Annotated in this window: 22 protein-coding genes and 1 other annotated feature; of the genes, 10 read left to right on the plus strand and 12 right to left on the minus strand. The window is 51.6% G+C overall.

Annotated features, from left to right (window positions below; genetic code table 11):
* A partial coding sequence (locus tag M2374_RS21380) for a hypothetical protein (protein WP_259156041.1) occupies positions 1 to 252 on the plus strand: 252 nt, incomplete at its 5' end.
* 145 nt (positions 253 to 397) lie between these two features.
* On the opposite strand, the gene clpB is transcribed toward M2374_RS21380, so the two are convergent.
* The 3 genes from clpB to rluD all read right to left on the minus strand — a co-directional run bounded on the left by clpB (position 398) and on the right by rluD (position 4,809).
* Positions 398 to 2,971 carry an ATP-dependent chaperone ClpB gene (clpB, locus tag M2374_RS21385; protein WP_115257744.1) on the minus strand — a complete coding sequence of 858 codons (2,574 nt, stop codon included), beginning with the start codon at positions 2,969 to 2,971 and terminating at the stop codon, positions 398 to 400.
* Positions 2,972 to 3,100: 129 nt separating this feature from the next.
* Positions 3,101 to 3,832, minus strand: a complete 732-nt coding sequence (gene yfiH, locus M2374_RS21390; protein ID WP_181688862.1) for a purine nucleoside phosphorylase YfiH — start codon at positions 3,830 to 3,832, stop codon at positions 3,101 to 3,103.
* A complete protein-coding gene (rluD, locus tag M2374_RS21395; protein WP_181688861.1) occupies positions 3,829 to 4,809 on the minus strand; it encodes a 23S rRNA pseudouridine(1911/1915/1917) synthase RluD in 981 nt (326 codons plus the stop codon). The genes yfiH and rluD overlap by 4 nt, the downstream gene beginning before the upstream one ends.
* Positions 4,810 to 4,940: 131 nt before the next feature.
* On the opposite strand from rluD, the gene bamD reads away from it, so the two are divergent.
* From bamD to pheA, 4 genes are all read left to right on the plus strand, one after another.
* Positions 4,941 to 5,678: an outer membrane protein assembly factor BamD gene (bamD, locus tag M2374_RS21400; RefSeq protein ID WP_096756107.1), complete on the plus strand. Its 738-nt coding sequence runs from the start codon at positions 4,941 to 4,943 to the stop codon at positions 5,676 to 5,678.
* 269 nt (positions 5,679 to 5,947) lie between these two features.
* Positions 5,948 to 6,286: a ribosome-associated translation inhibitor RaiA gene (gene raiA / locus M2374_RS21405; protein ID WP_096756105.1), complete on the plus strand. Its 339-nt coding sequence runs from the start codon at positions 5,948 to 5,950 to the stop codon at positions 6,284 to 6,286.
* 103 nt (positions 6,287 to 6,389) lie between these two features.
* Positions 6,390 to 6,515 (plus strand) — a sequence feature (Phe leader region).
* Complete coding sequence (gene pheL / locus M2374_RS21410) at positions 6,391 to 6,438, plus strand: pheA operon leader peptide PheL (RefSeq protein WP_101706155.1); 48 nt, start codon at positions 6,391 to 6,393, stop codon at positions 6,436 to 6,438. Its footprint overlaps the feature before it by 48 nt.
* Before the next feature lie 22 nt (positions 6,516 to 6,537).
* Positions 6,538 to 7,698: a bifunctional chorismate mutase/prephenate dehydratase gene (gene pheA / locus M2374_RS21415; protein ID WP_096756104.1), complete on the plus strand. Its 1,161-nt coding sequence runs from the start codon at positions 6,538 to 6,540 to the stop codon at positions 7,696 to 7,698.
* Positions 7,699 to 7,745: 47 nt separating this feature from the next.
* Here the strand turns inward: pheA and tyrA are convergent, their stop codons facing one another.
* Both tyrA and aroF read right to left on the minus strand, forming a co-directional pair.
* Positions 7,746 to 8,867, minus strand: coding sequence for a bifunctional chorismate mutase/prephenate dehydrogenase (gene tyrA / locus M2374_RS21420; protein ID WP_115257741.1), 1,122 nt, complete (start codon positions 8,865 to 8,867; stop codon positions 7,746 to 7,748).
* Positions 8,868 to 8,877: 10 nt separating this feature from the next.
* The gene (gene aroF, locus M2374_RS21425) at positions 8,878 to 9,948 is read right to left on the minus strand and encodes a 3-deoxy-7-phosphoheptulonate synthase AroF (protein ID WP_096756102.1); all 1,071 of its coding nucleotides are present in this window, start codon (positions 9,946 to 9,948) and stop codon (positions 8,878 to 8,880) included.
* A gap of 215 nt (positions 9,949 to 10,163) precedes the next feature.
* Here aroF and M2374_RS21430 point away from each other — a divergent pair, with 215 nt between their 5' ends.
* The 4 genes from M2374_RS21430 to M2374_RS21445 all read left to right on the plus strand — a co-directional run bounded on the left by M2374_RS21430 (position 10,164) and on the right by M2374_RS21445 (position 12,929).
* Complete coding sequence (locus M2374_RS21430) at positions 10,164 to 10,538, plus strand: DUF2799 domain-containing protein (RefSeq protein WP_096756101.1); 375 nt, start codon at positions 10,164 to 10,166, stop codon at positions 10,536 to 10,538.
* A 158-nt stretch (positions 10,539 to 10,696) separates the two neighbouring features.
* Entirely contained in the window at positions 10,697 to 11,215 is a 519-nt protein-coding gene (locus M2374_RS21435) for a YfiR family protein (protein ID WP_096756100.1), read from the plus strand.
* On the plus strand, positions 11,208 to 12,434 hold the full coding sequence (gene dgcN / locus M2374_RS21440; RefSeq protein WP_115257739.1) for a diguanylate cyclase DgcN: 1,227 nt from the start codon (positions 11,208 to 11,210) through the stop codon (positions 12,432 to 12,434). The genes M2374_RS21435 and dgcN overlap by 8 nt, the downstream gene beginning before the upstream one ends.
* 12 nt (positions 12,435 to 12,446) lie before the next feature.
* Positions 12,447 to 12,929, plus strand: coding sequence for an OmpA family protein (locus M2374_RS21445; RefSeq protein WP_096756098.1), 483 nt, complete (start codon positions 12,447 to 12,449; stop codon positions 12,927 to 12,929).
* 4 nt (positions 12,930 to 12,933) lie between these two features.
* Here M2374_RS21445 and M2374_RS21450 read toward each other — a convergent pair whose 3' ends face one another.
* From M2374_RS21450 to ffh, 7 genes are all read right to left on the minus strand, one after another.
* Entirely contained in the window at positions 12,934 to 14,295 is a 1,362-nt protein-coding gene (locus M2374_RS21450; RefSeq protein WP_181688860.1) for a PepSY domain-containing protein, read from the minus strand.
* A 63-nt stretch (positions 14,296 to 14,358) separates the two neighbouring features.
* The gene (locus M2374_RS21455; RefSeq protein ID WP_249418308.1) at positions 14,359 to 14,763 is read right to left on the minus strand and encodes a DUF2946 domain-containing protein; all 405 of its coding nucleotides are present in this window, start codon (positions 14,761 to 14,763) and stop codon (positions 14,359 to 14,361) included.
* A gap of 141 nt (positions 14,764 to 14,904) precedes the next feature.
* Positions 14,905 to 15,252, minus strand: a complete 348-nt coding sequence (gene rplS / locus M2374_RS21460; RefSeq protein ID WP_002914145.1) for a 50S ribosomal protein L19 — start codon at positions 15,250 to 15,252, stop codon at positions 14,905 to 14,907.
* A gap of 39 nt (positions 15,253 to 15,291) precedes the next feature.
* Positions 15,292 to 16,059 (minus strand): tRNA (guanosine(37)-N1)-methyltransferase TrmD, encoded by a 768-nt coding sequence (gene trmD, locus M2374_RS21465; RefSeq protein WP_115257737.1) that lies wholly within the window; start codon positions 16,057 to 16,059, stop codon positions 15,292 to 15,294.
* A 44-nt stretch (positions 16,060 to 16,103) separates the two neighbouring features.
* Positions 16,104 to 16,652, minus strand: coding sequence for a ribosome maturation factor RimM (gene rimM / locus M2374_RS21470; RefSeq protein ID WP_115257736.1), 549 nt, complete (start codon positions 16,650 to 16,652; stop codon positions 16,104 to 16,106).
* Between the two features lie 18 nt (positions 16,653 to 16,670).
* Positions 16,671 to 16,919, minus strand: coding sequence for a 30S ribosomal protein S16 (rpsP, locus tag M2374_RS21475; RefSeq protein WP_003031228.1), 249 nt, complete (start codon positions 16,917 to 16,919; stop codon positions 16,671 to 16,673).
* Between the two features lie 251 nt (positions 16,920 to 17,170).
* A complete protein-coding gene (gene ffh / locus M2374_RS21480; RefSeq protein WP_096756094.1) occupies positions 17,171 to 18,532 on the minus strand; it encodes a signal recognition particle protein in 1,362 nt (453 codons plus the stop codon).
* A 165-nt stretch (positions 18,533 to 18,697) separates the two neighbouring features.
* Here ffh and M2374_RS21485 point away from each other — a divergent pair, with 165 nt between their 5' ends.
* Positions 18,698 to 19,489: an inner membrane protein YpjD gene (locus M2374_RS21485; protein WP_096756093.1), complete on the plus strand. Its 792-nt coding sequence runs from the start codon at positions 18,698 to 18,700 to the stop codon at positions 19,487 to 19,489.
* The last annotated feature ends 13 nt before the right edge of the window (positions 19,490 to 19,502 follow it).

Raw genomic sequence — 19,502 nt, forward strand, 5'->3', positions numbered from 1 at the left:
AGAGACTTGGTATTCATTTTTCGTCTTGCGACGTTAAGAATCCGTATCTTCGAGTGCCCACACAGATTGTCTGATAAATTGTTAAAGAGCAGTGCCGCTTCGCTTTTCTCAGCGGCGCGGGGTGTGCATATTACGCCATCCCGCTACGAAGTCAAGCTTTTATTTTGCCTTTCTCCGCAGGATTCTCAATGGAACCCCGCTGACCCGGCGGCTTGTAATCCGTTGTTCCGTGTCAGTGGAGGCGCATTATAGGGAGTTATTTCAGGCTGACAAGGGGAAAATACAAAAAACTTATCAACCGATTACTTTTCCATCAAAACTAGTAATGAAAAGTTATTTTCGCCTGGTTTTTAAACAAAAACGAGCCCCGCAGGGCCCGTTTTTAGTATTTTGTGACTTACTGCACTGCCACAATGCGTTCGTCATTCACTTCCAGACGAATCGTTTTGCCAGGAACCAGCTCACCCGACAGGATTTGCTGGGCCAGCGGGTTTTCGATCTGTTGCTGGATAGCACGTTTCAATGGACGCGCCCCGTAGACAGGATCGTACCCATTCGCGCTCAGCAGTTTAAGCGCCTCGTCAGAGATGTGGATTTCATAGCCACGATCTTCCAGACGTTTGTACAGACGCTGCAGCTGGATCTGGGCAATAGACGCAATGTGTTGTTCACCCAACGGATGGAAGACAACAACTTCATCTATACGGTTAATGAATTCCGGACGGAAGTTTTGGCTGACCACGCCCAGCACCATGTCTTTCATGTGTCCGTAGTCCAGGTCGCCAAAACGTTCCTGAATGAGATCGGACCCCAGGTTAGAAGTCATGATGACCACCGTATTACGGAAGTCGACCGTTCTCCCCTGCCCGTCAGTCAGTCGACCGTCATCCAGCACCTGCAACAGAATGTTGAACACATCCGGATGCGCCTTTTCCACTTCATCCAGCAGGATGACGGAATAAGGGCGACGACGCACCGCTTCTGTCAGGTAGCCGCCCTCTTCATAGCCAACGTATCCCGGGGGCGCACCGACCAGACGAGAGACAGAGTGTTTCTCCATAAACTCAGACATATCGATACGAACCATCGCGTCGTCGCTGTCGAACATAAAGTTAGCCAGCGCTTTACACAGTTCGGTTTTACCGACACCGGTTGGCCCAAGGAACAAGAACGAACCGATCGGACGATTCGGATCGGACAACCCTGCACGGCTACGGCGAATCGCGTTGGATACCGCTTCCACCGCTTCGTTCTGACCAATGACGCGGTTATGCAGATCCTGCTCCATACGCAGCAGTTTTTCACGCTCGCCTTCCAGCATGCGGGCAACAGGGATCCCCGTCCAACGCGCCAGTACTTCGGCGATTTCCGCATCCGTCACTTTATTACGCAACAGGCGCATGGTTTTGCCTTCAGACTGAGTGGCTGCTTCCAGCTGTTTTTCCAGCTCAGGAATTTTGCCGTACTGCAGCTCAGACATCCGCGCCAGGTCACCCACCCGACGAGCCTGTTCGATAGCGATTTTCGCCTGCTCCAGTTCAGCCTTAATCGTCTGCGTACCGGAGAGTGACGCTTTTTCCGCTTTCCACTCTTCTTCGAGCTCAGAATACTGACGCTCTTTGTCATCCAGCTCTTCATTAAGCATATCGAGGCGCTTTTTACTCGCCTCGTCAGACTCTTTCATTAACGCCTGCTGTTCCAGTTTGAGCTGGATGATTCGGCGATCGAGTCGGTCCAGTTCTTCCGGCTTGGAGTCAATCTGCATACGAATGCTGGACGCCGCTTCATCGATAAGATCGATGGCTTTGTCCGGTAACTGACGGTCAGCAATGTAACGATGAGATAGCGTCGCTGCCGCGACAATTGCCGGGTCAGTGATCTGCACGTGGTGGTGCAGCTCATAGCGTTCTTTCAACCCACGCAAAATGGCGATGGTGTCTTCCACGCTCGGCTCGGCAACAAACACTTTCTGGAAACGACGTTCCAGTGCCGCATCTTTTTCGATGTACTGGCGGTACTCATCAAGTGTTGTAGCCCCTACACAGTGCAGTTCGCCACGAGCCAGTGCCGGTTTCAACATGTTCCCGGCATCCATGGCACCATCGGCTTTACCTGCGCCAACCATAGTATGCAGCTCATCGATAAACAGAATGACATTGCCTTCCTGTTTCGACAGATCGTTCAGCACACCTTTTAAACGTTCTTCAAATTCACCGCGATATTTCGCCCCGGCCACCAACGCGCCCATATCCAGCGCCAGTACACGGCGGCCTTTTAAACCCTCCGGCACTTCGCCATTAATGATGCGCTGCGCAAGCCCTTCAACAATGGCCGTTTTACCGACACCAGGCTCACCAATTAATACCGGATTGTTTTTAGTACGGCGTTGCAGCACCTGAATGGTGCGACGAATTTCTTCATCACGACCGATAACCGGATCGAGCTTACCCTGCTCGGCACGTTCCGTCAGGTCGACGGTGTATTTTTTCAAGGCCTGACGTTGGTCTTCAGCCCCTTGGTCGTTCACGCTTTCACCTCCACGCATCTGTTCAATTGCCTGAGTGATATTAGCGGTCGTCGCCCCCGCTGATTTTAATAAATCGGTCAGCGTACCGCGTGACTCAAGCGCCGCCAGAACGAACAGTTCCGACGAAATAAAATTGTCCCCACGTTTTTGCGCCAGCTTGTCGCAAAGATTCAGTACACGCACCAGCTCCTGAGAAGGCTGCACATCACCGCCGGTGCCTTCTACCTGCGGCAAGCGGCTCAATGCCTGATCAATGGCTGTGCGTAACTGGCCGGCGTTAATGCCAGCAGACGTTAACAAAGGACGGACCGATCCCCCTTCCTGATTAAGCAGGGCGCTCATTAGATGAAGTGGTTCGATAAACTGGTTGTCGTGCCCCAGTGCGAGTGACTGGGCATCGGCGAGTGCAAGCTGGAATTTATTAGTAAGACGATCCAGACGCATAACTCCTCCCATAACAGGTCAAAATTGCTACTGGAGATTAAATGAGGTCATCCCTCAATTATTCAAGGTGAATGACCTGAATTATGTGAAAAGAAAATTACGCGTACCGGATCGTCTTGATTCTTTAGGTTATATCAGCCAAATAAAACTTGCCATACGACCGGTGGTTTTGTCGCGACGATAAGAGAAGAAAGTCTCACTTTCGCTGAACGTACAGCGGTCACCGCCGTAGAGGTTCTCAACCCCAACATGTGCCAGACGCTGGCGAGCAAGCTGATAAATATCTGCCAGGTACTTTTCACCACGTGGCACAAATGCGCTGTCTGCTTGTGGATCTTTGACCATAAACGCGTCACGCACTTCAGGCCCCACTTCAAATGCACAGGGACCAATTGCCGGGCCTAACCAGGCAATAATGTTTTCGGGTTTATCAGCAAAACACGCAACGGTCTCTTCAAGCACGCCTGCACATAACCCGCGCCAGCCCGCATGAGCCGCCGCGACTTCCGTGCCAGCACGATTACAAAATAACACGGGCAAACAGTCCGCCGTCATCACTGCACACACGGTGCCCGGCGTATTGCTGTAAGACGCATCCGCACGCTTAGAAGAATAAGGCTCGCCGGTAAGTTTCAGAACCTCTTTACCGTGCACCTGTTCGAGCCAGACCGGTTTTGAAGGCAAATTGCCCACAGCAAAGAGTCGTTTGCGGTTCTCTTCAACATGTTCCAGGTTATCGCCGCAATGGGCCCCCAGATTCAGCGAATCGTACGGCGGCAAACTGACGCCACCAATACGGGTAGAACTACAGGCCGCGACGCCTTGCGGCAGCGGCCACTGCGGGACAATTAGCTTACTCATAGCCAGGCCACATCATCCTTATGCTCTTCGAAATCGGCACGCATCACGGCAATCAAATCAACCATATCTTGCGGAATTGGCGCATGCCATTCCATTTCGATACCTGTGATTGGGTGATACAAGCGCAGCATGGTGGCATGCAGCGCCTGGCGGTCGAACTTACGCAGCGTAGAAATAAATTCATCCGATGCGCCTTTCGGTGGACGTGGACGGCCGCCGTAGACCTGGTCGCCCACCAGCGGATGGGTAATATGCGCCATGTGCACACGGATCTGGTGCGTACGTCCGGTTTCCAGACGCAGCCTAAGGCGCGTGTGTACACGGAAGTGCTCCATAATGCGGTAATGCGTCACCGCAGGTTTCCCCATGGGATGCACGGACATATGCGTACGTTTGGTGGGATGACGGCTGATAGGCTCTTCTACAGTGCCACCGGCTGTCATATGACCAATCGCTACGGCTTCGTACTCACGCGTAATTTCACGCAGCTGTAGCGACTCGACCAAACGCGTTTGCGCCGGAACCGTTTTTGCTACCACCATTAATCCGGTGGTGTCTTTATCCAGACGGTGCACGATACCTGCACGAGGAACATCCGCAATCGGCGGGTAATAATGCAGTAACGCATTCAATACCGTGCAATCAGGATTACCGGCGCCCGGATGTACCACGAAATCACGTGGTTTGTTGATGACCAGAATATCGTCATCTTCATAGACGATATCTAGCGGGATATCTTGCGCTTCAAAACGAATTTCTTCGTCAATTTCAGCATTGATGGAGACACGTTCTCCACCCAAAACTTTTTCTTTCGGTTTATCGCAAAGATTCCCGTTTACCAGCACGCGCTGATCGAGGATCCATTCTTTTATGCGAGAACGCGAATAATCAGGGAACAATTCGGCCAAAGCCTGATCTAAGCGTTGACCGAGCTGATTATCGGAGACTGTTGCGGTGAGTTCTACTCGTTGTGCCATAAACTGCTTCTTCGTTTAACGTTGGGTTTTACGGCTTTGCCGTTTAATATAGTGTGCTATTGTAGCTGGTCTTAACCGGGAGCAGGAACAGAGAATCTCCCGTAAAACATTTTGAGGAAAGTCAAAACGTCATGACGCGCATGAAATACCTGGTGGCAGCAGCCACGTTGAGCCTGTTTTTGGCGGGTTGCTCTGGTTCAAAGGAAGAGGTGCCCGATAACCCACCAAATGAAATCTACGCGACTGCTCAGCAAAAGCTGCAGGACGGTAACTGGAAACAGGCAATAACGCAATTGGAAGCGTTGGATAATCGCTATCCATTTGGACCTTATTCTCAGCAGGTGCAATTAGATCTCATCTACGCCTACTACAAAAATGCCGATCTGCCGCTCGCTCAGGCCGCCATCGATCGTTTTATCCGTCTGAACCCGACACACCCTAACATTGATTATGTCATGTATATGCGTGGCCTGACCAATATGGCGTTGGATGATAGCGCACTGCAAGGATTCTTTGGTGTTGATCGCAGCGATCGCGATCCACAGCACGCCCGAGCTGCGTTTAATGACTTTTCCAAACTGGTACGTGGCTACCCGAATAGCCAGTACACAACGGACGCCACCAAGCGCCTGGTATTCCTGAAAGATCGCCTGGCGAAATATGAGTACTCCGTTGCTGAGTACTACACCGCACGCGGCGCGTGGGTTGCTGTGGTGAACCGCGTAGAAGGTATGCTGCGTGACTTCCCGGATACCCAGGCAACACGTGATGCCTTACCGCTGATGGAAAACGCCTATCGCCAGATGCAGATGACTGCACAGGCCGAAAAAGTGGCGAAAATTATTGCCGCCAACAGCAGTAATACCTGATTCCTCGCTGAATGCAAAACGGCAGCCCTCGGGCTGCCGTTTTTTTATCCGTTTACGCCGTAACTGAAGCGGTTTAGCTGCAACGCATCCTATCAAATATGGCCTGCTTTCAGGTATTCCTCAAGTAAAAGATCGCCTGTTCCTGCGGTGCCTCACAAAAAGGTTTTCTTGACAAAAAGCGACAAAATAATGTGATTTAGATCACACATTTTGACATTAGGAAAGGTATGCTGGAATCACCAAGACGGGAAAGACAAGAGGTAAAATTTATGACAATGAACATTACCAGTAAACAAATGGAAATTACTCCGGCAATTCGCCAGCATGTCGCAGACCGTCTCGCCAAACTTGAAAAATGGCAAACTCATCTGATTAATCCACATATCATTCTGTCCAAGGAGCCACAGGGTTTCACTGCTGACGCCACCATCAATACACCGAACGGACATTTGGTTGCCAGCGCTAAGCACGAAGATATGTACACCGCTATTAACGATTTGATCAACAAGCTGGAACGGCAGCTCAATAAAGTGCAGCACAAAGGCGAAGCCCGTCGTGCAACAACTTCAGTAAAAGACGCCAACTTCGTCGAAGCAGAAGAAGAGTAGTCCCTTACATTGAGTGTATCGCCAACGCGCCTTCGGGCGCGTTTTTTGTTGACAGGGTGAAAACAGTACAGGTACTTTAACTGACGTAGCCAAAGGAAATTGACATGAAACTTATTCCGTTCTTCTTCGCATTCTTTTTTACCTTCCCCTGAATGGGAGGCGTTTCGTCGTGTGATAAATAATGCGAAGACGAACAATAAGGCCTCCCACAACGGGGGGCCTTTTTTATTGATAATAAAAAAGGCAACACTATGACATCGGAAAACCCATTACTGGCGCTGCGCGATAAGATAAGCTCGCTGGATGAAAAATTACTGGCCCTGCTGGCTGAGCGTCGTGGTCTGGCCGTCGAAGTCGGTAAAGCAAAACTGCTTTCTCATCGTCCGGTGCGCGATATTGACCGCGAGCGCGATCTGCTGGACCGACTGATCCAGTTGGGTAAAGTGCATCACCTCGATGCCCACTACATCACACGCCTGTTCCAGCTCATTATTGAAGATTCCGTTCTCACCCAGCAGGCGCTCCTGCAGCAGCATCTGAATAAAATCAATCCGCACTCCGCCCGCGTCGCGTTTCTGGGGCCAAAAGGCTCGTATTCGCACCTCGCTGCGCGTCAGTATGCCGCTCGCCATTTTGAGCAATTTATTGAAAGCGGTTGCGCCAAGTTTGCCGATATCTTTAATCAGGTCGAAACCGGACAGGCGGACTACGCGGTCGTGCCTATTGAGAACACCAGCTCTGGCGCGATCAACGATGTTTACGACTTGCTGCAGCACACCAGCCTCTCCATCGTCGGCGAGATGACCATTATTATCGACCACTGCGTGCTGGTTTCCGGTACTACGGACCTGAATAGCATCGAAACCGTGTACAGCCATCCGCAACCGTTCCAGCAATGCAGCAAATTCCTCAATCGTTATCCGCACTGGAAGATCGAATATACCGAAAGCACCTCGGCAGCAATGGAAAAGGTTGCCCAGGCGAACTCACCGCACGTGGCAGCCTTGGGCAGCGAAGCCGGTGGCGTGCTGCACGGTCTGCAGGTACTTGAACATATTGAAGCGAATCAGACGCAAAACATTACCCGTTTTGTCGTGCTAGCACGCAAGGCTATTAATGTTTCCGACCAGGTTCCGGCGAAAACCACGCTGTTGATAGCGACAGGGCAACAGGCGGGTGCGCTGGTTGAAGCGCTGCTGGTGCTACGCAACCATAATCTGATTATGACCAAGCTGGAATCGCGCCCGATTCACGGTAATCCGTGGGAAGAGATGTTTTATCTCGATATCCAGGCCAACCTGGAATCGCCGGAAATGCAAAAAGCATTGAAGGAGTTGGGTGAAATTACGCGTTCGATGAAGGTACTGGGATGTTACCCAAGTGAGAACGTGGTGCCGGTCGATCCGAGCTAACGTATGACAATACCGGATGGCGTAGGCATCGCCATCCGGTATCGACGCTACTGGCGGCTATCGTTGGCCTGACGCAGTAGCGTACGGCTTTCGCTCTGGAAGCGTTTGGCATAATCGCCAAACCAGTGCTCAACCTTACGGAAGCTGTCGATAAACGCCTGCTTATCGCCCTGCTCCAGTAAACCAATCGCTTCACCAAAACGCTGATAATACCGTTTGATCAACGCGAGATTACTTTCTGACGACATAATAATGTCGGCATACAGCTGCGGATCCTGGGCAAACAGGCGTCCGACCATGGCCAGCTCAAGACGGTAAATCGGCGAAGAGAGCGCCAGTAACTGTTCAAGTTGGACATTCTCTTCTGCTAAGTGCAACCCGTAAGCAAAAGTCGCGAAGTGACGTAATGCCTGGATAAACGCCATGTTCTGATCGTGCTCGACGGCACTGATCCGATGCAGCCGCGCCCCCCAGACCTGAATCTGTTCCAGGAACCATTGATAGGCTTCCGGCTGGCGTCCATCGCACCAGACAACCACCTGCTTTGCCAGACTGCCGCTATCCGGACCAAACATCGGATGCAATCCAACTACCGGGCCATCGTGCGCCGCCAGCATCGCCTGTAATGGGCCGTTTTTCACCGAGGCCAGATCGACCAGGATACAGTCAGCAGGCAAGCGCGGTAATTTCGCGATCACCTGCTCGGTAACGTGAATCGGCACGCTAACGATCACCATTCCGGCATCCGCCACGATCTCCTCGGCACGATCCCAGTCCTGCTGTTCAAGAATACGCACCTGATAACCTGACAGCGTAAGCATCTTCTCGAATAGCCGTCCCATCTGACCGCCACCGCCGACAATCACCACCGGGCGTAACGTTGGACAGAGCGTTTTAAATCCTTTGTCATTCTCGCTAGAGTACGACTCACGCATTACCCGACGTAATACATCTTCAATCAGATCAGGCGGTACGCCGAGCGCTTCCGCCTCTGCACGGCGAGAAGCCAGCATAGACGCCTCCCGCTCAGGCACGTAAATCGGTAACCCAAAGCGGCTTTTTACTTCGCCAACCTCGGCAACCAGTTCAAGACGGCGCGCCAGCAAATCCAGCAACGCCTTATCCACTTCATCAATTTGATCGCGTAATGCGGTCAATTCAGCCACCATAACCCACCTCTTAAGCCAGGCGCGTCGCCAGCTGGCCGTTCAAGTCTTTATTAATTTCACGCAACAACGCATCCGTCATTTCCCAGCTAATGCAGGCATCTGTTACGGACACGCCGTATTTCATTGCACTGCGCGGCTGCTCGGAAGACTGGTTGCCTTCGTGAATATTGCTTTCAATCATCAGGCCGATGATTGAACGGTTGCCATCTTTAATTTGTGCAACCACTGACTCTGCCACGGCAGGCTGGCGACGGTAATCTTTGTTGGAGTTACCATGACTGCAATCTACCATCAGTGACGGTCGCAGTCCCGCCTGCTCCATTTCTTTTTCGCACTGAGCAACATCTGCCGGACTGTAATTCGGTGCTTTACCGCCGCGCAGGATCACATGACCGTCCGGATTACCCTGCGTTTGCAGCAGTGCCACCTGTCCTGCCTGGTTAATACCCACAAAGCGGTGAGACTGAGCTGCTGCGCGCATAGCGTTAATCGCTGTCGCCAGGCTGCCGTCAGTGCCATTTTTAAAACCAACCGGCATCGACAGACCCGACGCCATTTCACGGTGAGTCTGCGATTCAGTCGTACGCGCACCGATAGCGGACCAGCTAAACAGATCGCCCAGGTACTGCGGGCTGTTGGGATCCAATGCTTCTGTCGCCAGCGGCAGCCCCATATTCACCAGTTCAAGCAACAGCTGACGCGCAATTTTCAGACCGGCTTCAACATCAAAAGAGCCATCCATATGAGGATCGTTAATTAACCCTTTCCAGCCGACGGTGGTACGGGGTTTTTCAAAATAGACACGCATCACCAGATAGAGGCTATCGCTGACCTCTGCGGCAAGGGTTTTAAATCGACGGGCATATTCCAGCGCCATTTCAGGATCATGAATAGAGCAAGGACCACACACTACCAGCAAACGCGGATCGCGACCGGCGATGATGTCAGAAATGGTTTTGCGCGACTGCGCAATTTGCGCCTCTTGCGCCAGACTCAACGGGAATTGCATTTTAAGTTGTTCCGGAGTCATCAGAACCTGTTCATCAGTAATGTGTACGTTGTTCAGCGCGTCTTTTTGCATGGTGGTGATCCTGTTTAGCTCGTTTGCGATAGTTGTTCCTCAGCGAGGAGGTAATTACGATAACACAACGGGTAAAGATTTCAATCCAAGTTGCGTAAATTTTTATTTACAGCCAGTATAAACAGGCCTAACGGGCGCGGGATGTCGTAAATTTAAATTTACACACGCCATTTAAGAGATCCGCTATGCTTTAAAAAAACCAGGGAGTATCAGCAATGAAGCGACTTATCAACACGGTACTGGTGTTACTGCTAAGCGGATGTCAGATAGATCCCTATACCCATGCCCCCACCTGGACCGGCACCGACTGGTACGATGCCGGGATCCAGGATGCTATTTCAGGGTATGTCATTAAAGATAATGAAACTCTTGCCGACAACTACAATGACCCCGAAATCGATCGTACGGAATATCTTAAGGGTTACGCTGAAGGACAACGTAAAACCTGCCAGCAGGATTTTGTTTACGCCAGGGGACTGGCCGGGAAAACCTTCCCTCCAAGCTGTGATACCGTTGAAAATGTCGACCAATTACACAGTGCCTGGCAAAAAGGTTCAAATGAAGGCGCAGCCTCTATAAGATTAAATTAAACAAGAAGTTATATCCGATAAACCAATAATATTTAACTTAAATCGATAATGTTATTCATCCAGATATAATGACGCTCTGGTAAAATAATGTTACTTTGTTGCGAACAATCGTGAGTGTATTTCGACGTATTACGGCTAACGCTGGTAGGTACCTTTTCATGAGCTTTTCTTATCGACTCATACTTCTACTGGCACTGCTATTGTCCGGATTACCGCTGTATGCCCAAAACGCTACGGAAGAGGCGAAATCCGTACGCGCCATGGTTTCCGGCATCGTCAGCTATACGCGCTGGCCAGCGCTTTCCGGTCCGCCCAAACTGTGTATCTTCTCTTCATCACGTTTTACCAGTGTGCTGCAGGATACCCATGCCGGAGCGTTACCCTATCTTCCCGTCATCGTTCATACGCAACAAGACAGTGTCGTAGCTCAGTGTGACGGTTTTTATTTTGGCACTGAATCCCCGACATTTCAGGTGGAATTAAAGAGTCAATTTCCAACTAAGGCATTGTTATTAATTGCCGAACAGAATACCGAATGCGTTATTGGTAGCGCTTTTTGCCTCATCATAAATAATGAAGAAGTGAGGTTTTCGGTAAATATGGATTCCCTGTCACGCAGTGGTGTAAGGGTCAGTCCAGACGTATTGATGCTTGCACGGAATAATAAGGATGGATAAGGGTATTTCTCCCATAACACGCCCAACGTTCAAACGGACACTACGGCGTATCAGCATCGTCAGCGTTCTGGTCACTATGACGCTGATCTGGCTGCTGCTGAGCATTTCTTCCGTGCTGGCACTCAAACAATATGCGCAAAAAAACCTCGATCTGACCGCCGCGACCATGACCCGATCGCTTGAAGCCTCGCTGGTGTTTTCTGATAGCGTTGCAGCAAACGAAACGTTGGCTGCGCTAGGGCAACAGGGGCAATTCTCCGTTGCCGAAGTACGCAATAAAAATCAAAAGGTGATCGCCACCTGGCGCTATGACGCCCAGGATACAACAGAAAAGATTAGCGGTCTGATCAGTCACTGGCTATTCCCACAGCCGGTGACAAAGCCTATTTTGCACAATGGCAACGTCATTGGGGAAGTGCGCCTGACAGCCCGCGACAGCGTCATTAGCCATTTCATCTATCTGTCACTGGCTGTGCTTACCGGATGCATTTTACTGGCCTCCGGTATTGCATTAATGCTCACCCGCTATTTGCACAATGGCGTTGTTGAAGCGCTGCAAAATATTACCGAGGTGGTGCACGACGTTCGCACCAACCGCAACTTCTCACGCCGCGTGTCTGAAGAACGCATTGAAGAGTTTCATCTGTTTGCCCAGGACTTTAATAGTCTGCTGGATGAGATGGAAGAGTGGCAACTGCGCCTGCAAGCCAAAAATGCTCAGTTGTTGCGCACCGCGCTGCACGATCCCCTGACCGGACTTGCTAATCGCGCCGCATTTCGTAGCAGCATTAACGCGTTGATGAACGACGAATCCGCTCACAGCAGCTCGGCGTTGTTATTCCTTGATGGCGATAATTTTAAATTTATTAATGATACCTGGGGGCATGCAGCAGGAGACCGGGTATTGATTGAAGTTGCTAAAAGGCTGGCCGAGTTTGGTGGCAATCACCATCAACCGTACCGGCTCGGAGGCGATGAGTTTGCGATGGTGCTATACAGCGTGCATTCGGAGAATGAAGTTCAGCGTATCTGCGCGGCACTATCGCAAGAGTTTAACCGTCCATTTGACCTTCACAATGGTCATCTGGCAAGCATGACGCTAAGCATTGGGTTTGCGCTGACGTGGGAACATGCCTCTGCCGAGAAATTACAAGAACTCGCCGATCACAATATGTATCAGGCTAAACATTTGCGTTCTGAACGCATTATTAAAAAATAAGGAATTACACACATGCTGAAACGTCTATTATCGCCATTTATTCTTATCATACTGATTCTGGCTGGCTGTCAGGCCCCTCAGGGTAAATTCACCCCTGAGCAAGTTGCAGCCATGAAATCATACGGCTTTACCGAAGCATCTGGCGACTGGTCGCTGGGTCTGTCTGATACCATTTTGTTTGATAAAAATGACTATAAGCTGCGTCCTGAAAGTGAAAAACAGATCCAGGAAATGGCAGCTAAACTGGCGGCTACCGGCCTGAATCATGCGCGTCTGGATGGTCACACCGATAACTACGGCGAAGACAGCTATAACGAAGCACTGTCGCTTAAGCGAGCTAACGTCGTGGCAGATGCCTGGGCTCAGGGTGCCAACATCCCACGCACCAATCTGACAACTCAGGGATTAGGCAAAAAATACCCGATTGCCAGTAACCAGAGCTCAAAAGGCCGTGCCGAAAACCGCCGCGTTGCGGTCGTCATCAGCACGCCTTAATGCCTTACTCGGCTGACTGCGCCAACAGATTTTGCGACATTTTGTACCAGCGCAGCCAGTCAATCATCATAAACAGCAGTAGGCTTACGCCCGCTACCGGCATCGCCATCCCCAGCACGCCAGCCACTACCAGCACCGCACATCGCCCCTTCCCGTTGAGCATCAGCCAACACTGCACCAGCGTTTGTGCCGGATTCACCGCCGGTCCAGCGGGTCGGCGTATCCACCATAGCCGATAGCCCAGCACGATCATCAGGCACAGGCCTGCACCAAAGACGATCAGCAGCCCCTGATTGAGTACGCCAAACAGAATCCCCATATGGAAATCAACGCCCCAACGCGTCAATTTCGCCATCAGTGGGAAATCGACAAAGCGCGTCTGGTCAATAATCCGCATCGTGGTTGTATCAACAGACACCGCATCCACCTGGGTTGGCCAGCGGCGGTCAATCTCGGTGACAGTCCAAGCATGCTGCGCATCTTTCGCCGGGCGGATCTCCAGCTTCCTGGCATCAATCCCCGCCGTCTGCGCCGTGCGTAATACCGCATCAAAAAGCCCGCCGTCAACCACGCTTGCCGATGGCATTACCATGCCAACGTGATGTCCGGCATGCTCATCATGAATTTGCTGGACGCCATCGAGCTGTGTATTTACCTGCGGCGTCAGCCAGCCAAAGGCTGCCCGCATGCTATCCACATTGCCCCCTGCCCATTGCGACCAGGTTAAACCGGTTGCGGAAAAAAGTAACATCCCGCCTAGCAGAATCCAGCCCAGCGTAACGTGCAGACGACGGTTTTTTTGCAGTCGATTATTCAGACGACGCCTGGGTCGAGTGAAAAACCAAAGCACAATACCGCCCAGCGCCGCTACCCACATCCAGGACGCCGCCAGTTCGCTATAAAGCCGCCCAATATCCCCCAACAGCAAGGAACGGTGCGCATAGTCGATCCACTGGCGCAGAGGTAAAATCCCACTGGTGCCATAGACAGTCATATCGCCTGTTACCGTAAGCGCAACCGGGTCGATAAATATCGCCCGATGTTCAGACGGGGCCAGTACAGGGTCTGCAAACATGACCCGGGTCGTCTCTCCTGGCTCAAGCGCAGGGCGTACTGCATACACCGGCAAATGATTGCCGACGACCTGCTGCGCGAGCGCAATTTGAGCAGCCAGCGATTGTGGTTCTCCTTGCTCGGTTCCCTGTAGCGCCTCAGAGTAAAGCGCCTCTTCCAGTTGCGGTGTGGCAACGTAGAGCGTACCGGTCAGTGCCGCGACAAAAATAAAGGGACCCACGAACAGGCCGATAGAGAAATGAAGGCGTCGCAGCAGGGTTACCCATGCCGCACGCGGGGTGCAGGTGGTCATACTTTTCCTTAGAAAAAGCCAAAGAGCGTCATCACGCTAACGCGTACAGACGTATTTTTAGGATCAGGAAAAAGCAGACCGGTACGGTGGTGCACGGGTATTGGGATACAGCCAGGGGAAGTAGAACCAGAACGTCAGCGTAGGATGTAGTGGCGTTTTTTTCTGTAGCCGCAGCACGCCGCGCAACAGAATAACCAGAGTCAGTATCAGCCCGGGGACGTGCGCCAGCAGCACACAGTAGCCGCATGCTTCGCCGTGATCGACGGGCATCGTCATCGAGACGCCGTCACCATGTTGTTCAGCATGTTCCACCATCATGCCCATATCATGATGCATACCCGGCATCGCATTCATAGGATCGTGTTGCAAAGAAACAGAGATAAGCGGCGCGATGACGATCAGCAGGATCGCAAACAACGCGAGCCATGCCGCGCAGCGCTGATGACCAAACCGAAAAATTGCACCAATAACCACTGCCCCTCCAATAACGACAGGGCATTGTAAATGATTTATGAATTAATAGTTAATGATGTGAGTTTTATGGCGATAAAAAAAGGGGCCAGCCTTATTGGCCAGCCCCTTCTGACAGGATGTCGCCTGAGCGATATCTTAGTTAAGACGCTCTTTGATACGAGCAGACTTACCAGTGCGCTCACGCAGGTAGTACAGTTTAGCTTTACGAACAGCACCACGACGTTTAACAGCAATGCTGTCAACTACCGGAGAGTGAGTCTGGAAGACACGCTCAACGCCTTCGCCGTTGGAGATTTTACGAACAGTGAATGCAGAGTGCAGACCGCGGTTACGAATAGCGATAACCACGCCCTCGAATGCCTGCAGACGTTTTTTGGAACCTTCAACAACCCATACTTTCACTTCCACGGTATCACCCGGACGGAAGGAAGGTACGTCCTGCTTCATCTGTTCTTGTTCAAGTTGCTTAATAATGTTGCTCATAATTTAATCTCTTATCCTGGGTAAACTGATATTGGGGGCTTACGCCTGCCCATCATGTTTATGTTGCTGTTGTGCGTGTTCCTTTTTGAACTCCGCCAGCAACCTTGCTTGCTCTTCAGTCAGAGCCAGGTTTTCCAGAAGTTCAGGTCTTCTAAGCCAGGTACGGCCCAGCGACTGCTTCAAACGCCAGCGACGTATCTCAGCGTGGTTCCCCGACAGCAAAACTGCCGGTACTTCCATCTGCTCTAACACTTCAGGTCGGGTATAGTGCGGGCAGTCCAGCAACCCATCGGCAAAGGAATCCTCCGTTGCCGATGCTTCATGACCCAGTACCCCCGGAATAAACCGGGAGACGGAATCAATCAGCGTCATCGCTGCTAATTCTCCACCGCTGAGAACGTAATCGCCGATTGACCATTCTTCATCAATTTCGGTTTGAATTACGCGCTCATCTACGCCTTCATAGCGACCACACACCAGAATCAGCTTTTGATTCGTTGCCAGTTCGCTCACGCCCGCTTGATCAAGCTTGCGTCCCTGAGGTGACAGATAAATCACCTTCGCGCCTTCACCTGCCGCGTCTTTTGCTGCATGAATGGCATCCCGTAAAGGTTGCACCATCATTAACATCCCCGGTCCGCCGCCGTAAGGACGATCGTCCACGGTACGGTGCCGGTCATGAGCAAAGTCACGAGGACTCCAGCTCTGGATGTTCAGCAGGCCATTTTTTACTGCCCGGCCAGTTACCCCGTAATCGGTAATTGCGCGGAACATTTCTGGAAACAGGCTAACGATACCTATAAACACAAGCCAATCCCCATCACGCCGACTTTTACCGTTTATCCGGTGGTTTAAAAACCAGGATCCCAATCTACTTCGATAGTACGAGTAGCGAGATCGACTTTCTTGATAACCTGCCCATCGAGGAACGGCACTAAACGTTCCTTGATACCAAACGCATCTTTCAGGTTTGCCTTGATGACGATAACGTCATTCGATCCGGTTTCCATCATATCGACGACTTTACCGAGTTCGTAGCCTTCAGTGGTCACTACCTGGCAACCCATAAGGTCTTTCCAGTAGTAAGTGCCATCATCCAGCGCTGGCAACTGCGAGGAATCTACGACAATTTCACAATTCGTCAGTACGTTCGCCGCATCCCGATCCTCAATACCTTTCAGCTTGATGATCAGATCCTGATTGTGGTGCTTCCAGCTTTCCAGCTGTACTTGCTGCCACTGACCCGCCTTCTGGATAAACCAGGGCTGATAGTCAAAAATGCTTTCGGCGTCTTCAGTGGAAGAAAACACTCTGAGCCAACCACGGATACCGTAAGGAGACCCCATTTTCCCCAGAACTATGGGTTCTACGGGCGCCTGTGCGGCGAGTTGCTTGCTCATCATGACCACCGTGACAGATTAAGCTGCTTTGTTTGCTGCTTTGATCAGCGTAGCTACGCGATCAGAAATAGTCGCGCCCTGGCCAACCCAGTGAGCGATGCGATCCAGATCCAGGCGAGTGCCTTCTTCTTTTTCGCTAGCGATTGGGTTAAAGAAGCCAACGCGCTCGATGAAGCGACCGTTGCGTGCATTACGGCTGTCAGTAACAACAACCTGGTAGAACGGACGCTTTTTAGCGCCGTGACGTGCTAAACGAATAGTAACCATAACATCCTCTTGTGTGAATAAAACACCGGGCCCCATCGAGGGAAGGGACCCGGTGTCATATTAAAAGCCCGAAAATTTTACTGATTTCTGAGAAAAAAGCAATCAACATGTGATGAAGCTTGATACCTGGGCGTTACCGTTGCAGCCAGTTTGGCGTCGGCGTGCGCGCAGAAAGCGGAGCGTACACGCAGTACGTGAGCATTTCGAGCACACTCCGGCGTCAAAATAGCAAATAAGGTAGCCCGATATATTTATCTACCAGGGAATCCTGGCGGCATCATGCCCTTCATATTGCGCATCATCTTGGCCATCCCGCCCTTCTTCATTTTCTTCATCATGCGCTGCATGTCGTCGAACTGTTTCAGAAGGCGGTTAACGTCCTGTACCTGCATACCGCAGCCCTGAGCGATACGGCGCTTACGCGAACCTTTGATGATTTCCGGCTTGGCACGTTCTTTCAACGTCATCGAATTGATGATCGCTTCCATACGCACCAGCACTTTGTCATCCATCTGCGATTTCACGTTGTCAGGAATCTGACCCATGCCCGGCAGCTTGCCCATCAGGCTTGCCATGCCGCCCATGTTTTTCATCTGATTAAGCTGTTCTAAGAAGTCGTTCAGGTCAAAACCATCGCCCTTCTTCAGCTTGGTCGCCAGCTTCTCAGCCTGCGCGCGGTCAACCTTGCTTTCGATATCTTCGATCAGCGACAGTACGTCGCCCATGCCGAGGATACGCGAAGCAATCCTGTCCGGATGGAATGGCTCCAGCGCTTCGGTTTTCTCGCCAACACCGAGGAACTTAATCGGCTTACCAGTGATATGACGAATAGAGAGTGCGGCACCGCCGCGGGCGTCACCGTCGACTTTCGTCAGCACGACACCGGTTAACGGCAGCGCTTCGTTGAAGGCTTTTGCGGTATTCGCGGCATCCTGACCGGTCATGGCATCGACAACAAACAGCGTTTCTACCGGATTGATAGACGCGTGGACCTGTTTGATTTCGTCCATCATCGCTTCGTCAACGTGCAGACGACCGGCGGTATCCACCAGCAGCACGTCGTAGAATTTCAGCTTCGCTTCTTTCAGCGCAGCGTTAACGATATCGACCGGCTTTTGGCCGACGTCAGACGGGAAGAAGTCGACTTCAACCTGCTCAGCCAGCGTTTCCAGCTGTTTGATCGCCGCCGGACGATAAACGTCGGCAGAGACGACCAGCACTTTCTTCTTGTGCTTCTCGCGCAGGAACTTACCCAGTTTCGCCACGCTGGTCGTTTTACCGGCACCCTGCAGACCCGCCATCAGCACTACGGCCGGTGGCTGAGCGGCCAGATTCAGGGTCTGGTTCTCTTCGCCCATCGCCGCGACCAGTTCACTGCGAACGATTTTGACGAATTCCTGACCCGGGGTCAGGCTTTTGTTAACTTCATGACCAACCGCTTTCTCTTTTACGCGATTGATAAACTCACGCACTACCGGCAGCGCAACGTCAGCTTCCAGCAGCGCCATGCGCACTTCGCGCAGCGTTTCTTTAACGTTGTCTTCAGTAAGGCGTCCACGGCCACTGATATTGCGCAGCGTGCGCGACAAACGATCGGTTAAATTATCAAACATTGTCTCTCGCCTGGGGTGGAAACGGTCGGTCGCTTGCACGACACATCAACAGAATTTTGTCGCAGTATAACATGAAGCCGCCTTTGTTGTTATGCAACGGTTGGAGCAGCGGTCACGTAACGCTATACTGCTTTTCTTTATCACTGGTCAACTGTCGACACCTATATGCCCGTTTTTGCTTTGTTCGCCCTTGTCGCCTATTCCGTCAGCCTTGCGCTGATCGTTCCCGCTCTGCTGCAAAAAAACAGCGGCTGGCGGCGTATGGCTATCCTTTCTGCGGTTATCGCGCTGGTGTGCCACGCTTTTGCCCTGGAAGCACGTATTTTGCCCGGTGGCGAGAATGGACAAAACCTGAGCCTGCTGAACGTCGGTTCTCTGGTTAGCCTGATGATCTGTACGGTAATGACCATTGTGGCCTCGCGCAATCGCGGCTGGCTGCTGCTGCCGATCGTGTATGCGTTTGCATTAATCAATCTGGCCTGCGCCACGTTTATGCCCAACGAGTACATCACCCACCTTGAAGCCACACCGGGCATGATGATCCACATCGGGCTCTCGCTCTTGTCCTATGCCACGCTGATCATTGCCGCCCTGTACGCACTGCAGCTGGCATGGATCGATTATCAGCTGAAAAACAAAAAACTGGCGTTCAACAATGAAATGCCGCCGCTGATGAGCATTGAACGCAAAATGTTTCACATCACTCAGATAGGCGTGGTTCTGCTGACGCTGACCCTGTGCACTGGCCTATTTTACATGCACAACCTGTTCAGTACCGAAAATATTGATAAAGCCGTGCTCTCTATCGTGGCATGGTTTGTCTACATCGTTCTGCTATGGGGACATTACCATGAGGGCTGGCGCGGACGTCGTGTCGTCTGGTTTAACGTCGCAGGTGCAGGTATTCTGACGCTGGCCTATTTCGGTAGTCGCATACTGCAACAGCTTGTGAGTTAAGTCTTTAAGGAAC

Source organism: Citrobacter sp. JUb117, assembly GCF_024809055.1.
Classification (GTDB): domain Bacteria; phylum Pseudomonadota; class Gammaproteobacteria; order Enterobacterales; family Enterobacteriaceae; genus Citrobacter; species Citrobacter gillenii.

Coding starts and splice junctions, on each gene's coding strand:
- clpB (WP_115257744.1), bottom strand. CDS start 2,971: ATGCGTCTGGATCGTCTTACTAATAAATTCCAGCTTGCACTCGCCGAT.
- yfiH (WP_181688862.1), bottom strand. CDS start 3,832: ATGAGTAAGCTAATTGTCCCGCAGTGGCCGCTGCCGCAAGGCGTCGCG.
- rluD (WP_181688861.1), bottom strand. CDS start 4,809: ATGGCACAACGAGTAGAACTCACCGCAACAGTCTCCGATAATCAGCTC.
- bamD (WP_096756107.1), top strand. CDS start 4,941: ATGACGCGCATGAAATACCTGGTGGCAGCAGCCACGTTGAGCCTGTTT.
- raiA (WP_096756105.1), top strand. CDS start 5,948: ATGACAATGAACATTACCAGTAAACAAATGGAAATTACTCCGGCAATT.
- pheA (WP_096756104.1), top strand. CDS start 6,538: ATGACATCGGAAAACCCATTACTGGCGCTGCGCGATAAGATAAGCTCG.
- tyrA (WP_115257741.1), bottom strand. CDS start 8,867: ATGGTGGCTGAATTGACCGCATTACGCGATCAAATTGATGAAGTGGAT.
- aroF (WP_096756102.1), bottom strand. CDS start 9,948: ATGCAAAAAGACGCGCTGAACAACGTACACATTACTGATGAACAGGTT.
- M2374_RS21430 (WP_096756101.1), top strand. CDS start 10,164: ATGAAGCGACTTATCAACACGGTACTGGTGTTACTGCTAAGCGGATGT.
- M2374_RS21435 (WP_096756100.1), top strand. CDS start 10,697: ATGAGCTTTTCTTATCGACTCATACTTCTACTGGCACTGCTATTGTCC.
- dgcN (WP_115257739.1), top strand. CDS start 11,208: ATGGATAAGGGTATTTCTCCCATAACACGCCCAACGTTCAAACGGACA.
- M2374_RS21445 (WP_096756098.1), top strand. CDS start 12,447: ATGCTGAAACGTCTATTATCGCCATTTATTCTTATCATACTGATTCTG.
- M2374_RS21450 (WP_181688860.1), bottom strand. CDS start 14,295: ATGACCACCTGCACCCCGCGTGCGGCATGGGTAACCCTGCTGCGACGC.
- rplS (WP_002914145.1), bottom strand. CDS start 15,252: ATGAGCAACATTATTAAGCAACTTGAACAAGAACAGATGAAGCAGGAC.
- rimM (WP_115257736.1), bottom strand. CDS start 16,652: ATGAGCAAGCAACTCGCCGCACAGGCGCCCGTAGAACCCATAGTTCTG.
- rpsP (WP_003031228.1), bottom strand. CDS start 16,919: ATGGTTACTATTCGTTTAGCACGTCACGGCGCTAAAAAGCGTCCGTTC.
- ffh (WP_096756094.1), bottom strand. CDS start 18,532: ATGTTTGATAATTTAACCGATCGTTTGTCGCGCACGCTGCGCAATATC.
- M2374_RS21485 (WP_096756093.1), top strand. CDS start 18,698: ATGCCCGTTTTTGCTTTGTTCGCCCTTGTCGCCTATTCCGTCAGCCTT.